This is a genomic window from Knoellia sinensis KCTC 19936 (assembly GCF_000768705.1).
Lineage (GTDB): Bacteria > Actinomycetota > Actinomycetes > Actinomycetales > Dermatophilaceae > Knoellia > Knoellia sinensis.
Genome location: NZ_AVPJ01000006.1, coordinates 19,619 through 32,249, shown reverse-complemented (window position 1 = coordinate 32,249; position 12,631 = coordinate 19,619). Strand labels below are relative to the sequence as shown.

Here is a 12,631-nt window from a genome sequence, read left to right as displayed (position 1 = left end):
ATCTTGACAGGAAACCATATGGTTTCCTATTGTGGGGACGTGGACCTCATCTTCCGAGCACTCGCCGACCCGACCCGCAGGTCGCTCCTCGACGCGCTCTTCATCGAGGACGGCCAGACCCTGGGGGCTCTTGTGGCGCGCTTCGACATGACTCGCATCGGGGTCGCCAAGCACCTGTCCCTGCTCGAGGAGGCGGGTCTCGTCGTCACCAGGCGTGACGGCCGCGAGAAGCATCACTTCCTCAACCCGGTGGGCATCCGTCAGGTCCACGACCGCTGGGTCAGCAAATACACCGAGCCCTGGGCCGCCGGCCTGCTGGGGCTGCGAGACGAGCTGGAGGCACCGAGCATGGCCCTGACCAAGGTTTTCGAGATCTATATCCGCACGTCCCCGGAGCGACTCTGGGACGCGATCACCGACCCAGAGGTGCGGCGCCGCTTCCACTTCGGCAACACCATCGCGTCGGACTGGACCGAGGGATCTGCCTACGCAGTCACCCATGAGGGCGTCGACGGCCCTCTCGTGGACGGCGAGAACCTCACCATCGATCCCCCGCGCCTGCTCGTCCAGAGCTTCCGCGCGCATTGGGACGACGACGCCGAGTCCGCGGGCACGTCCCGCGTCACGTGGGAGATCGAGGAGATCGGCGACTCGTGTCGCCTCGTCGTGACCCACGACCAACTGCCCGACGACGTCTCGGAGGCGATCCACGGCGGCTGGCCCATGGTGCTCTCCGGCCTGAAGACCTGGCTCGAGACCGGCACCGAACTCACCACCCCCGGCTCGCTGATGTATGGCTGAGCCACCTCCCCGAAGGAGCGAGACATGAGCATCCTCGACAAGACCTTCACCGGAACCCTCGTGACGAGCGAGGCCGACGGCGGCTGGACCTACCTCGTCACCGACTGGAGCGCTGAGTTCTTCGGCACCCGCGGCCTCGTCAAGGTCGCCGGCACGGTCGACGACCACCCGTTCCGGGGCTCGTTCATGGCCCTCGGTGACGGCACGCACAAGCTCGCCCTCAGCAAGCCGGTGCGACAGGCGATCGGCAAGGACACTGGCGACGAGGTCACCGTGCACCTCACCGAGCGACTTGGGGGCACCCCACCTGCGGGGTGATCACCCGCTACCCTCGCGCCATGACGACACCCTCCCCTGCGGCCACCGCCTTCGCCCTCTCCGCTCGCACCCTGTGCGGCGCCCTCATGGGTGCGCTGGTCTTCTTTGGGGTCGCGCTCTTCTTCGTGCTGGGGACGGACGCGACTCCCCCGGTGTGGGTGCTCCTGGTGCAGCTCGGTGTTGGCGTCGCGATCCACCTCGCGGTGGAAGCAGCGGGCTACCGAGCTGAGCCGCTCGATCCGAGCATGAGCGACGAGGACGCTGCGAGTGCTGGACGCGTTCGCTGGCAGAGTTCCATGATGCTGCGGTTCGCGCTCATCGAAGTCGTCGCCATCGGCTCGCTCGTGGCCGCATTCATCATCGATGGCGGCGTGTGGACCTATGCGGTCGGCGCCGTTGTCTCGCTCGCGCTCATGGTGTTGCACGTCTGGCCCGGGGCGCGCTCGGTGAACAAGACCGCCGAGGCACTCGAGGCCAATGGCCAAGCCTCCTTCCTGCGCGAGACGTTCAACGTCGCCACCCCGGGGCCGATCCAACAGTTCTAGACATCTCCATCCGCCTGCGGACCCGCTTGTCGCGGGTGGACACTCGTTCGAGGAGGTGGCACATGACCCGGAGCGTGATCGTCGTAGGAGTCACCGCGCTGCTACTGGGCGGGTGCGCCGACGGAACCCGAGCCCTCGACCAGCGGCAGCCGTCGACGGAATCCGTGCGTGAACCTTCGGCCGGAGCCACGACCGCTTCCCGTCCCATGATCGGGCCGGGCGATCCTTGGCTTGCCTACGAGGACAAGGATGCCCGGATCCACCTCGTTCGGGCCGACGGCACCGGCGACCACGAGCTCCTGCCGCAGGCCGCGGGGCCGCAGGACAACCCGGTGTGGTCGCCCGACGGGCAGCAGGTGGCCTTCACTGGAGCCGACCCAACGGGCGGCCCCGCCGACCTCTGGGTCGCCAATGTCGACGGCAGCGGACTGACGAAGGTGGCCGACTGCACCCTGCCCTGCCAGTACTTCGACGACCCCACGTGGTCCGCCGATGGTGGCTTGATCTTCTACAGCCGACACGAGCCCGGGCCGAAGTCGGGTGGGCGCCTCGAACAGGTGAACCTCACCGACCGGGCGACGTCCACCCTCATCACGGCGCCACCCGGTGAGTTCTTGGTCGGCGCCGAGGCCTCCCCGTCGGGTCGATTCCTGGTCGCAGAGTGGGTCAAGGCGACGCCCACCGACTACGACGCGATCACGGCCGCGACCCTGACGCTCATCGACCTGTCGACCACGCCTGTGACGACGAAGGGGCTGACCGACCCGGCCGTCTTCGCCGAGACGGCCGACTGGAGCCCGAACGGCGAGCACATCACCTACGACGCGCGAGTGAATGCCGGCTCCGAACCAACGGAGATCTTCACCGTCAAGGCGGATGGGACCGGGCGGAGGCAACTCACAGACCTGACTAAGGGCGGCGGCACAGGCATCCAGCCGACCTTCTCGGCGGACGGGTCGTTCGTCGACTTCGTGGGCTCAGACCCCAGCCACGACCTCGACGGCCTGCTGCGGGTCCCCATCGGCGGGGGCCGAGTAGTCCCGACTTTCGGCGGTGAAGTCGTCAGCGGCAACCACCCACGGTGGCGGCCACTGCAATGACCACCCGCGGGCGCCCTGCACGCAGGCTCAGCGTGCGACCGGACACGGGCAGCGTGGCGGTCGATCAGGACGATCAGGTACCGGCGAGCCCACCGACAATCTGATCGGTCCAGGCAACGGCGATGATCGCGCCGGCGCACATGGAAGGACCGAACGCCATCGCTGACTTGCGCCCCGCCCGCCCCGTGACGAGGAGGAAGAGCGCAGTCACGCCACCGACGACGAACGCGGCCATCGTGCCGACGACGACGTGTCCGACCGAGAACCAGCCGAGCAACAGCCCGATGGTCGGGGCCAGTTGCACGTCACCGCCGCCGAACCCGCCACCGGGAAGGAACGCGAAGGCGACATAGAGGACCGTGAGCCCCAGACTGCACAGGCCCGCAGTCAGCAGGCGGTCCCACTCCCCAGTGGCAATCGTGGGCGGCACGAGCAGGATCGCGAACGCCGGCAGCGCTGGTCTCGTGAGACCAACGGGAAGGCGATGGACATCGATGTCGATCCACACGAGACAGACGGTCAACCACGCGAAGAGCAGGTATGCCGGCAGCGCGGCATACGCGGCCGTGTCACCGATCGTCACGGCGAGAAGGACGGCGAGGGCGGCCAGAAGCGGTGCGACCCACCACGAGGACGGCGTCGGATGCGTCGCCTCGTCCTCGGGGATGCGGTAGCCGCCGGTCGAAAGTTCCCGCGCGGTGAAGTGGCCGATGACCAGGGCGGCGAGGGCCAGCAGCACGACCGCGCCGACGTCGAGCACGATGGACGACATCAGGCGATCGTGGCTCGTCGAGCGGCGGCGAACATGACCTCGACTGGCGGCCGGCGTCCGGTGAACAACTCGACCTGCTCGGCGGCCTGATGGACCAGCATGTCGAGGCCGGACACGACCACAGCTCCCGCATCTCCCGCAGCCCTCGCCAACGGGGTCGGCCAGTCGGCGTAGACGACGTCCAGCAGGGTGACGCCGCCCAGGGTCGAGCCAGCCTCCTTCAGGGCATCTGCCGCCGAGGAGCTCGCGGCGGGGGCAAGGGTGGAGATCACGAGTGGTCGGGACTCGACTGCCCAGTCAGCCAGAGCGACGTGGGCACCGCTGACGCCGTGCCTCTCCAGCAGTGCAAGGACGTCGTTGGTCGCGGCCTCGTTGCGTGCGGCGACCCGCACGTCGCGAACTCCCAGCTGGACGAGCGCGAGGGCTGCGGAGCGGCTCGTCGCTCCGGAGCCGAGGAGCGTCGCCCGACCGTCCTGCTTCGCGTGGGCGACGGCACCGACGATGCCTGCGACGTCGGTGTTGGCCCCGTCCCAACGGCCGTCCGATCGACGCACCAGCGTGTTGATCGCCCCTGCCTCGCGGGCGACGTCAGTCACCGCCTCGGCGACGTCGAAGGCCACTTCCTTGAGCGGCATCGTCAGGCTCAGGCCGCGCCATTCGAGGTCGAGTCCGGCGACGACGGCTGCCAGCTCATCCGCGGTGACCTCACGTCGACCGTAGGTCCAGTCGCGAAGGCCGAGCGCGGCATACGCGGCTTCGTGGAGGATCGGTGACAGGGAATGCGAGACGGGCGAGCCGAAGACGGCAGCCCTCAACACTTGTCCCTGTTCTCCGAACACCACCGCTGGAACTCCTGCACGTTGCGGTCGTGCTCGGCCTGGGTGACCGCGAACTTCGTCTCCCCCGTCGTCGGGTTCACCGCGACGAAGTAGAACCAGGGACCGTCCGCAGGGTTCGCAGCCGCTTCGATCGACGCGGCACCCGGGCTGTTGATCGGGCCGGGCGGGAGCCCCTTGACCTTGTAGGTGTTGTAGGGGCTGTCCGAGTTGCGGGCCTCGTTGGAGGTGCCGGCGCGACCGCGTTCCTGCTCGATGTAGTGAACCGTCGAGTCCATCTGGAGAAGCCCCACAGTCGGACCATTGGGGTCTGCCAGCCGGTTCTCGATGACCCGTGCCACCTTGGCCCGGTCACCGTCTCCGTTGACCTCGCCCTCGATGATCGAGGCAACGGTGAGAACGCGGGTGTAGTCGCTTGGATCGACACCCGTCTTCTCCAGCTCGGCGAGCGTCATCGCGATCATCTGCTTGAGCTGCTCAGCGGCCGGCGTCTCCTTGGTGAACTCATAGGTCGACGGGAAGAGATAGCCCTCGACGTTGCCCTCAGCCTCCGCGGGGAGTCCGATGGCCTCGGGGTCCTCGGTTGCGGCCTCGTAGTCCTCGACCGGAACGCCCGTGGCCTTGCTCAGCGCGGCGAAGGTCTCACTGACCCACAAGCCCTCCCGGATCGTCGCCCGGGGCCCGCCGCGGTTGGCCGGGTCGGTGAGCGCGCTGAACGCGTCGACACCCTTCATGCCCTTCTTGAGGGTGTAGGTGCCCGACTGGATCTTGGCGCTGAGTGCCGGTTCTGCTGCGGAGGCGTTGAGGTACGCCGTGCGGGTCTTGACGACACCGGCCGCCTTGAGCGTCGTCGCAATGGCTTCCCCGCTGTCCCCAGGCTTGACGGTCACCTGGACGTCTCCCTCGCCCGGACCGGGGAAGTCCTCGGCCTCGGAGCCGCTCCCACCACCGATCGACGAGACGAGGGGGCGCAGGAACGTGAACGCCGCGACCGTGGCGGTGCCGACGAGGAGGACGGCCAGGATCATCGCGATGGTGCGTCGGCCCTTGCTGCGCTTCTCGCGCTGGCGACGGCGGTGTCGTGGTTCGTCGGGCGGAGGCTCGCCGAAGAGGGTCGTGTCGAGGTGGTTCTGCGTCACCGTTGTCCGTCCTTCGTCTTTGGCCTTCGCCGCTTGTGCTTCACGGGCTCGCCCGCTGGGCGGCCCGAACTACGCTCCTCGTCCAACGCGTTCTGAAGGATGAGCACTGCTGCGGCCTGGTCGACAACGGCTCTCTGCCGCCGACCAGTCATTCCACTCTCCCGCAAGGCCCTGTGAGCGTCCACACTGGTCAGTCGCTCATCGACCAGACGGACACCCACGGGGACAACCCGCCGGGCCAACTCCGCAGCATACGTGCGCGCTGCCGCAGCAGACGGTCCCTCATCACCCGAAAGTGATCGAGGGAGTCCGACGATGATCTCGATCGCCGTTCGGTCAGCACAGAGGGCCACGATCTCGTCCACGTCATCAGGGCCCGTCGAGGCGTCCGGCCACGACCTCGTCAGCGTGGCGTGTGGCGTGGCCAGAACGCCCCCCGGGTCGCTGACGGCGACCCCGACACGCACGGTGCCGACGTCGACCCCCAGACGAACCCCGGGGCGCATGCTCAACCGACCAGCTCCCCGACGCGCCACTCGACGGCGTTGATCGCCTCGGCGGTCTTCGCGGGATCCTGGCCACCGCCCTGGGCGATGTCGTCCTTGCCGCCACCGCCGCCACCCAGAGTCTGTGCGGCGATGCGGACGAGTTCGCCTGCCTTGATGCCCTTGTCGCGCGCCGCCTGGTTCGTGGCGATGACGATGACGGGCCGCCCCTTGGCGCTGCCGGTGACGGCCACGACCGAGGGGGCACCTTCGCCGAGCTTCTGTCGCGCATCGAGGACCATGGCACGCACGTCGTCGGCACCGGTGTCGCCACCGGCGTCATGGCCGACGAAGCGGACGCCATTGACATCCTTGGCCTTGTCGGACAGCGATCCGGCCGCGGCAAGCACAGCCTCCTTGCGCGTTCGCTCCAGCTCGCGCTCAGCGTCCTTGAGCCGCGACACCATGGCACCGACGCGATCGGTCAGCTCGCCCGGCTGGCCGCCGACGATGCCGGTGAGCTCGGCGACGATGGCCCGCTCGCGAGCCAGGTAGCGCAACGCGTCCATGCCGACGTAGGCCTCGAGGCGACGCACACCGGAGCCGACCGAGGACTCCCCGGTGACGGTGAGGGCCCCGACCTGCGACGAGTGCCCGACATGGGTGCCACCGCAGAGTTCGCGCGACCAGGGGCCGCCGATCTCGACGACCCGCACGTCCTCGGCATAGGTCTCGCCGAACAGCGCGAGGGCGCCGATCTCGCGGGCCTGCGCCAAGGGCATCCATGAAGCGGACACGGGCAGGTCCTTGCGGACCGCGAGGTTGGCGACCTCCTCGATCTCACTGCGGGTCTCCGGCGAGAGCGCCTGACCCCAGGCGAAGTCGAGGCGGAGGTAGCCGGGCTTGTTGTAGGAGCCGGACTGCAGGGCCGACGGGCCGAGCACCTGCCGCAGGGCCGCGTGGATGACGTGGGTCCCCGAGTGCGCCTGGCAGGCCGAGAGCCGCCACTCCGGATCGACCTCCGCGAGGACTGGCGCACCGGCTCGCAGCGGCCCGTGCACGACCTCGACCGTGTGTGCGATGAGGCCCTTGACGGGGCGCTGCACGTCGATGACCTTGAGGTGCACTCCGTCGGCCGTGATGATGCCCTCGTCGGCGATCTGGCCACCGGACTCCGCATAGAAGGGCGTCCGATCGAGGACGACCTGGCCGCGCTGGCCCGGCTCGATCTCCTCCACTCGCTCACCGTCGATGACGAGGCCGAGGACCTTCGCCTCGCTGGTGAGTTCCTGCCACGCGCGGAAGTCGGTCTCGCCAGCTGCCCGCAGGTCCTTCCAGACCTCCGTGTTGGCGTGGCCCGACTTCTTCGCCTTGGCGTCAGCCTTGGCACGATCCCGCTGCTCCTGCATGAGGCGGGTGAAGCCTTCGCGGTCGACCGCGAGGCCCTGTTCCTCGGCCATTTCCAGCGTGAGGTCGATCGGGAAGCCGTAGGTGTCGTGGAGCTGGAAGGCCTGGTCGCCCGCAAGCGTCGTCCCGCCGGACTCCTTGGTCCGTGCGACGGCGGTGTCGAGGATCGTCGTGCCCGACGCAAGTGTGCGGCGGAAGGCCTCTTCCTCCGCATAGGCGATCTGGCTGATCCGGTCAAAACCCGTCTCGAGTTCTGGGTAGGACTGCTTCATCCGCTCCATGGAGACCGGGAGAAGCAGCGGGAGTGCCGGCTCGTCGAAGCCGAGCAGTCGCATCGAGCGCACGGCGCGGCGGAGCATCCGGCGCAGGACGTAGCCACGGCCCTCGTTGCCCGGCGTCACGCCGTCACCGATGAGCATGAGCGAGGAACGCACGTGGTCGGCGACGACCCGTAACCGGACGTCGTCCGGGTGGCTGTGCGCGGCGTCGTGCGCCGACTGCGCCCCATAGGTCTTGCCCGTCAGTTCCGCGGCCTTCTCGAGGACCGGGTAGACCTCGTCGATCTCGTACAGGTTGTCGACGCCCTGCAGGACCGAAGCAATGCGCTCCAGCCCCATGCCGGTGTCGACGTTCTCGGCCGGCAGCGGGCCGGACACGTCGAAATCGACCTTCGACCGGACCTCGCTCAGTTCGTACTGCATGAAGACGAGGTTCCAGATCTCCATGTAGCGGTCCTCGTCGACAGCGGGGCCGCCTTCCTGGCCGTACTCCTCCCCGCGGTCGTAGAAGATCTCGCTGCAGGGGCCACCCGGACCTGCCACACCCATGTGCCAGTAGTTGTCGGCCTTGCCGCGGCGCACGATGCGCTCCATGGGGATGGTCGTGTATTCGGCCCACAGACGCTCGGCCTCGTCGTCGTCCTCATAGACGGTGGCCCACAGACGGTCGGGATCCAACCCGTAGCCGCCCTCGTCCTGCGATGTCGTGAGCAGCGCCCAAGCGAACTTGATCGCGTCCTTCTTGAAGTAGTCCCCGAACGAGAAGTTGCCGTTCATCTGGAAGAAGGTGCCGTGCCGCGAGGTCTTGCCGACCTCCTCGATGTCACCGGTCCGGACACATTTCTGGACGCTCGTGGCCCGCTGCCACTGGGGCGACTCCTGACCCAGGAAGTAGGGCTTGAACGGCACCATGCCCGCGTTGACGAACAGCAGGTTGGGGTCGTCGTGGATCAGGGGCGCGGAGGGCACCACCGTGTGGCCGTTCTTCTCGAAGAAGGCGAGCCAGCGGCGCCGGATCTCAGCGGTTTCCATGTGTGTCAGTCCCTGGGGTCGAAAGGCATCTGGTCGAAGGCGTCAGGCCCGGATGGGGCACCGGTGAATCCTACGTGTCCGGTCCGTCCGCGCGCCGCCGCGTTCCTCGCCGACCCTTGACACCCTAGGTAGAGTTAGACCATGGCACGAGGCACGTTGCGCATGACGGGCCCGACGAGAGCCGTCCTCGAGACCCTTCTCGCCGCACCCGACGCGGTCCACTACGGACTCGCGATCGGCGCCACCACCGCCCTGCCGAGCGGCACCGTCCATCCGATCCTGGCCCGCCTCGAGGGCCTCGGTTGGGTCACGAGCACGTGGGAGGACATCGATCCGGTCGACGCCGGTCGTCCTCGCCGACGGCTCTACCAGCTCACGGGCGACGGCCTGGCGCAGGCACGGGCGGCGGTCGCGAGCGCCAAGGCAAAGCAGGCCCGGCTCGCCTCGCGAGCCCCGTCGGCAGCACGACCCCAAGGAGCGACGTCATGACTCGACTCGCCGACCCCCTCCTCAGCCTCTCGATCAAGATCCTCCCCTCGCCGGTCCGACGCCGCTACGTCGCGGAGTTCGAGGCGGATCTCGAGTCCCTGCCACGCACCAAACAACTCGGGTATGCCGTCTCGACCCTGTTCGGGGCACCTCACCTTCGCTGGGAGGTCCTGAGTTCACAGGCGGGATCCGGCGCGGCCTTCTGCTACGTGGGACGCCACCATGACCGCCGGATCCACACCGGGTCGGCAGACCCGACGGTCTTCGCGCTCGAGTGCACCCGTTGCGGGCGCATCCGTGACCCGAAGCAACGCGACCAACGAACGGACCAGGGCGGAATCGCTCGAACGACATTCGGTGGAGTCTGACCCGGGCACATCGCCTCAGTTGCGGCCGAGGCGCTCCTTGAGCCAGGTCCAGCGCTCCTGGAGTCGCGCCTCGAACCCGCGGTCGGTGGGTTGGTAGTAGTCGGTCTTCCCATGCAGGTCGTCCGGGAGGTACTGCTGCCTGGCCACCCCGTCGGCTTCGTCGTGGGCATAGACGTAGCCCTTGCCGTGCCCGAGTCGGGACGCACCGGCATACCCGCTCCCCCGAAGGTGGGCAGGCACGGCCCCGCCACGTCCGGAACGCACGTCGGAGACGGCAGCGTTGATCCCGGCATACGCCGCATTGCTCTTGGGCGCGAGCGCGTTGTGGACGACAGCCTGGGCGAGGATGATGCGCGCCTCGGGCATGCCGATCTGTGCCACGGCATGCATGGCAGCCACCGCCGTCTGGAGTGCCGTCGGGTCACCCATGCCCACGTCCTCGCTGGCCGCGATGACGATCCGGCGCGCGATGAAACGTGGGTCCTCCCCCGCTTCCAGCTGCCGCGCGAGGTAGTGCAGGGCCGCGTCGACGTCCGATCCGCGCATGGACTTGATGAAGGCCGAAGCCACGTCGTAGTGCTGGTCCCCCGTCTTGTCGTAGCGCACCATCGCCTGCGCGACCGCTTGTTCTGCGTGCGCGAGCGTGATCTCCAAGGGCTCCTCGTCGGCCCGACCGGCCGGCGCGTCGTCGAGCGCCACCCCCGCCGATGCCTCCAGAGAGGTGAGCGCCCTCCGCGCATCGCCCTGCGCGATGCGCACGAGGTGCTCCCTCGCCTCGTCGGTCAACGTGTATGCCGCGTCGAGTCCACGTTCGTCCCTCACCGCGACGTCGAGGACGTCCCCGATCTCGGAGTCATCGAGCGAGGTCAGGGTGATGAGCATCGACCGCGACAGCAGTGGGGCAATGATGGAGAACGACGGGTTCTCGGTCGTCGCGGCGACAAGGATGACCTGACGGGTCTCGACGCCGGGCAGCAGCGCGTCCTGCTGCGCCTTGCTGAAGCGGTGGATCTCGTCCAGGAACAGCACGGTCTGTCGGTTGTAGAGGTCGCGATTGCGCGCCGCGAGCTCCATGACGGTCCTGACGTCCTTGACGCCAGCAGTCACCGCCGACAGTTCGACGAATTCGCGGTTCGCCGCGGTCGCCACGAGATGGGCCAACGTCGTCTTGCCCGTGCCGGGGGGGCCCCAGAGGATCGCACTCAGGGCGCCCGCCGTGCCACCAGAGCCCTCGATGAGGCGTCGTAGTGGGCTACCGGGCCTCAGGATGTCGGCCTGCCCTCGGACCTCCTCGATCGTGGCGGGTCGCATGCGGACCGCGAGCGGGGGCAAGGTCGACGTCGTCGAATCCCCCTCGCTGGCAGCAAAGAGGTCGGCGGCGGGCACCGAATCAGCCTAACGGCCACGACTGACACACCGGCGCCGCCTGCATAGGCTGGGAACCCCAGCGCTTCCGACGGAAGGTGACGTCATGTCCGACAACTCCCCCACGCTGCACCGCGAGGACACCGGGGGCGACGGGCGCCCGGTCGTCCTCATCCACGGCTGGCCCTTGTCCGGCGCCTCCTGGAGTGACACCGTTCCCGCGCTGACGGCAGCCGGCCTCCGCGTCATCACCTACGACCGCCGCGGGTTCGGTGAATCCGAGCCTGCACCGGACGGGCAATACGACTATGACTCCCTCGCAGCCGACCTGGCTGGACTGCTCGAGGAGCTCGACCTGCGTGATGTCTCCCTCGTCGGATTCTCGATGGGCGGCGGCGAGGTCGCGCGCTATGTCGGCAACCACGGGCAGGACCGCCTGCACAGCATCGCCTTCGCTGCCGCCATTCCGCCGTGGCTCGAGAAGAACGAGGACAACCCCGACGGCGGCCTTCCCCGCGCCGAGGCAGAGAAGATGCAGGCTGGGCTGCGTGCCGATCGGGAGGGATTCCTGGACGCGTTCATGACGAACTTCTTCAGTTCCTCCGGGGAGCTCAAGGTGTCCGAGGAGCAGCGTGCCGAAGCGCTCGCGCTGGCCGCCCAGGCCGACCTCGATGCCGCCGAGGCCAGCATCGAGTCCTGGCTCACGGACTTCACGGAGGACCTCGCGAAGGTGACGGTGCCGACCCTCGTCATCCACGGCGACGCCGATGCCATCGTGCCGCTGGAGGTGTCCGGTCAGCGCGCCCACGAGCAGGTCGCCGGAAGCGAACTCGTCGTCATCAAGGACGGACCACACGGCGTCAACGTCAGCCACGCCGAGGAGTTCAACGCGGCGCTCGTTGACTTCCTGACGCGTTGAGTCGCGGGCGAGGATTCGTCGAGCGCCTCGACTCGCGAGAGGCGCTCGAGGTCGCGAGCGCAGGCGACCCTGTCATTCGGTTCGACACGGGCGCCGGCCTGCTGCTCCCAGCCCTGGTGCTCACGTCGACTACTGCCGTGGCGTGGGCCCAGACGTGGCCCGATGGACGGCGAGGCGTGCAGTTCCTCGGAAGGGTCGACGAGCTCTCGGATCTGCTCGCCTCGCCGTCCTTTCCCGAGTGGTTCGCCGGGCACGCACCCGCGCATGTCTCCGCACCGCGCGACGCCTACTCGGCCGTGGACGCGGCCCTCCCGGTCCGAGGGGGAAACACCTGGGACTGGATGTGGACCGTGACTCCGCCCCCAGCGACGCCAGCCGAGTCCAGGGTCCAGCCGATCCGGGTCGACGAGCACGACGCCCTCGTCGACTTCCTCCGCACCCACAACCCGGGGACGCACGCGGCGCCGTTCGCACGGCCGGGGCAGGAGTGGGTGGTGATCCGCGATGAAGCGGGTCGGATCATCGGCTGCGGGTGCGCCGAACCCGGCAACGCGGAGGTCCCCCTGCTCGGCGGGATCACCGTCGACTCCGCCCACCAGGGGCAGGGGTTGGGTGGCGCGATCACGGCATACCTCACACGCGAAGCGATCGCCCGCACGGGCGCATCCTCGCTGGGTGTCTTCGAGGACAACCCACGTGCTCGCGTTCTGTACGAGCGCCTCGGCTACCGCGTCGGCTTCGCCGCGAGAACGCGATTCGTCGTCGGCTCGCGGTGAG

General features: G+C 68.5%; 14 protein-coding genes. 8 read left to right on the top strand and 6 right to left on the bottom strand.

The genetic code is table 11. From position 1 onward, the window contains the following. Positions 1-39 precede the first annotated feature (39 nt). From N802_RS09380 to N802_RS09365, 4 genes are all read left to right on the top strand, one after another. Positions 40-801, top strand: a complete 762-nt coding sequence (locus tag N802_RS09380; protein ID WP_035915263.1) for an ArsR/SmtB family transcription factor — start codon at positions 40-42, stop codon at positions 799-801. Positions 802-825: 24 nt separating this feature from the next. Then, positions 826-1,119: a DUF1905 domain-containing protein gene (locus N802_RS09375; protein WP_035915259.1), complete on the top strand. Its 294-nt coding sequence runs from the start codon at positions 826-828 to the stop codon at positions 1,117-1,119. A gap of 20 nt (positions 1,120-1,139) precedes the next feature. Then, entirely contained in the window at positions 1,140-1,664 is a 525-nt protein-coding gene (locus N802_RS09370) for a hypothetical protein (protein WP_156971349.1), read from the top strand. Positions 1,665-1,726: 62 nt separating this feature from the next. Further along, positions 1,727-2,764: a TolB-like translocation protein gene (locus tag N802_RS09365; protein ID WP_035915254.1), complete on the top strand. Its 1,038-nt coding sequence runs from the start codon at positions 1,727-1,729 to the stop codon at positions 2,762-2,764. Positions 2,765-2,837: 73 nt separating this feature from the next. Here N802_RS09365 and N802_RS09360 read toward each other — a convergent pair whose 3' ends face one another. The 5 genes from N802_RS09360 to alaS are packed head-to-tail and all read right to left on the bottom strand — an operon-like array spanning position 2,838 to position 8,713. After that, the gene (locus tag N802_RS09360; RefSeq protein WP_052109732.1) at positions 2,838-3,536 is read right to left on the bottom strand and encodes a prepilin peptidase; all 699 of its coding nucleotides are present in this window, start codon (positions 3,534-3,536) and stop codon (positions 2,838-2,840) included. Then, positions 3,536-4,378, bottom strand: coding sequence for a shikimate dehydrogenase (locus N802_RS09355; protein ID WP_035915251.1), 843 nt, complete (start codon positions 4,376-4,378; stop codon positions 3,536-3,538). The genes N802_RS09360 and N802_RS09355 overlap by 1 nt, the downstream gene beginning before the upstream one ends. Beyond that, on the bottom strand, positions 4,348-5,511 hold the full coding sequence (gene mltG, locus N802_RS09350) for an endolytic transglycosylase MltG (RefSeq protein WP_052109730.1): 1,164 nt from the start codon (positions 5,509-5,511) through the stop codon (positions 4,348-4,350). Before mltG ends, N802_RS09355 begins: the two co-directional genes overlap by 31 nt. Further along, positions 5,508-6,017, bottom strand: a complete 510-nt coding sequence (ruvX, locus tag N802_RS09345; protein WP_035915249.1) for a Holliday junction resolvase RuvX — start codon at positions 6,015-6,017, stop codon at positions 5,508-5,510. Before ruvX ends, mltG begins: the two co-directional genes overlap by 4 nt. 2 nt (positions 6,018-6,019) lie before the next feature. After that, positions 6,020-8,713, bottom strand: coding sequence for an alanine--tRNA ligase (gene alaS / locus N802_RS09340; RefSeq protein WP_035915247.1), 2,694 nt, complete (start codon positions 8,711-8,713; stop codon positions 6,020-6,022). 141 nt (positions 8,714-8,854) lie between these two features. On the opposite strand from alaS, the gene N802_RS09335 reads away from it, so the two are divergent. Both N802_RS09335 and N802_RS09330 read left to right on the top strand, forming a co-directional pair. Next, positions 8,855-9,202: a PadR family transcriptional regulator gene (locus N802_RS09335; RefSeq protein ID WP_245613896.1), complete on the top strand. Its 348-nt coding sequence runs from the start codon at positions 8,855-8,857 to the stop codon at positions 9,200-9,202. After that, positions 9,199-9,570, top strand: coding sequence for a hypothetical protein (locus N802_RS09330; RefSeq protein WP_035915245.1), 372 nt, complete (start codon positions 9,199-9,201; stop codon positions 9,568-9,570). The genes N802_RS09335 and N802_RS09330 overlap by 4 nt, the downstream gene beginning before the upstream one ends. A gap of 15 nt (positions 9,571-9,585) precedes the next feature. On the opposite strand, the gene N802_RS09325 is transcribed toward N802_RS09330, so the two are convergent. Next, the gene (locus tag N802_RS09325; protein ID WP_035915241.1) at positions 9,586-10,956 is read right to left on the bottom strand and encodes a replication-associated recombination protein A; all 1,371 of its coding nucleotides are present in this window, start codon (positions 10,954-10,956) and stop codon (positions 9,586-9,588) included. A gap of 85 nt (positions 10,957-11,041) precedes the next feature. Between N802_RS09325 and N802_RS09320 the strand changes: the two genes are divergently transcribed. Continuing rightward, complete coding sequence (locus N802_RS09320) at positions 11,042-11,854, top strand: alpha/beta fold hydrolase (protein ID WP_035915239.1); 813 nt, start codon at positions 11,042-11,044, stop codon at positions 11,852-11,854. Then, on the top strand, positions 11,851-12,630 hold the full coding sequence (locus N802_RS19440) for a GNAT family N-acetyltransferase (protein ID WP_052109726.1): 780 nt from the start codon (positions 11,851-11,853) through the stop codon (positions 12,628-12,630). The genes N802_RS09320 and N802_RS19440 overlap by 4 nt, the downstream gene beginning before the upstream one ends. The last annotated feature ends 1 nt before the right edge of the window (position 12,631 follow it).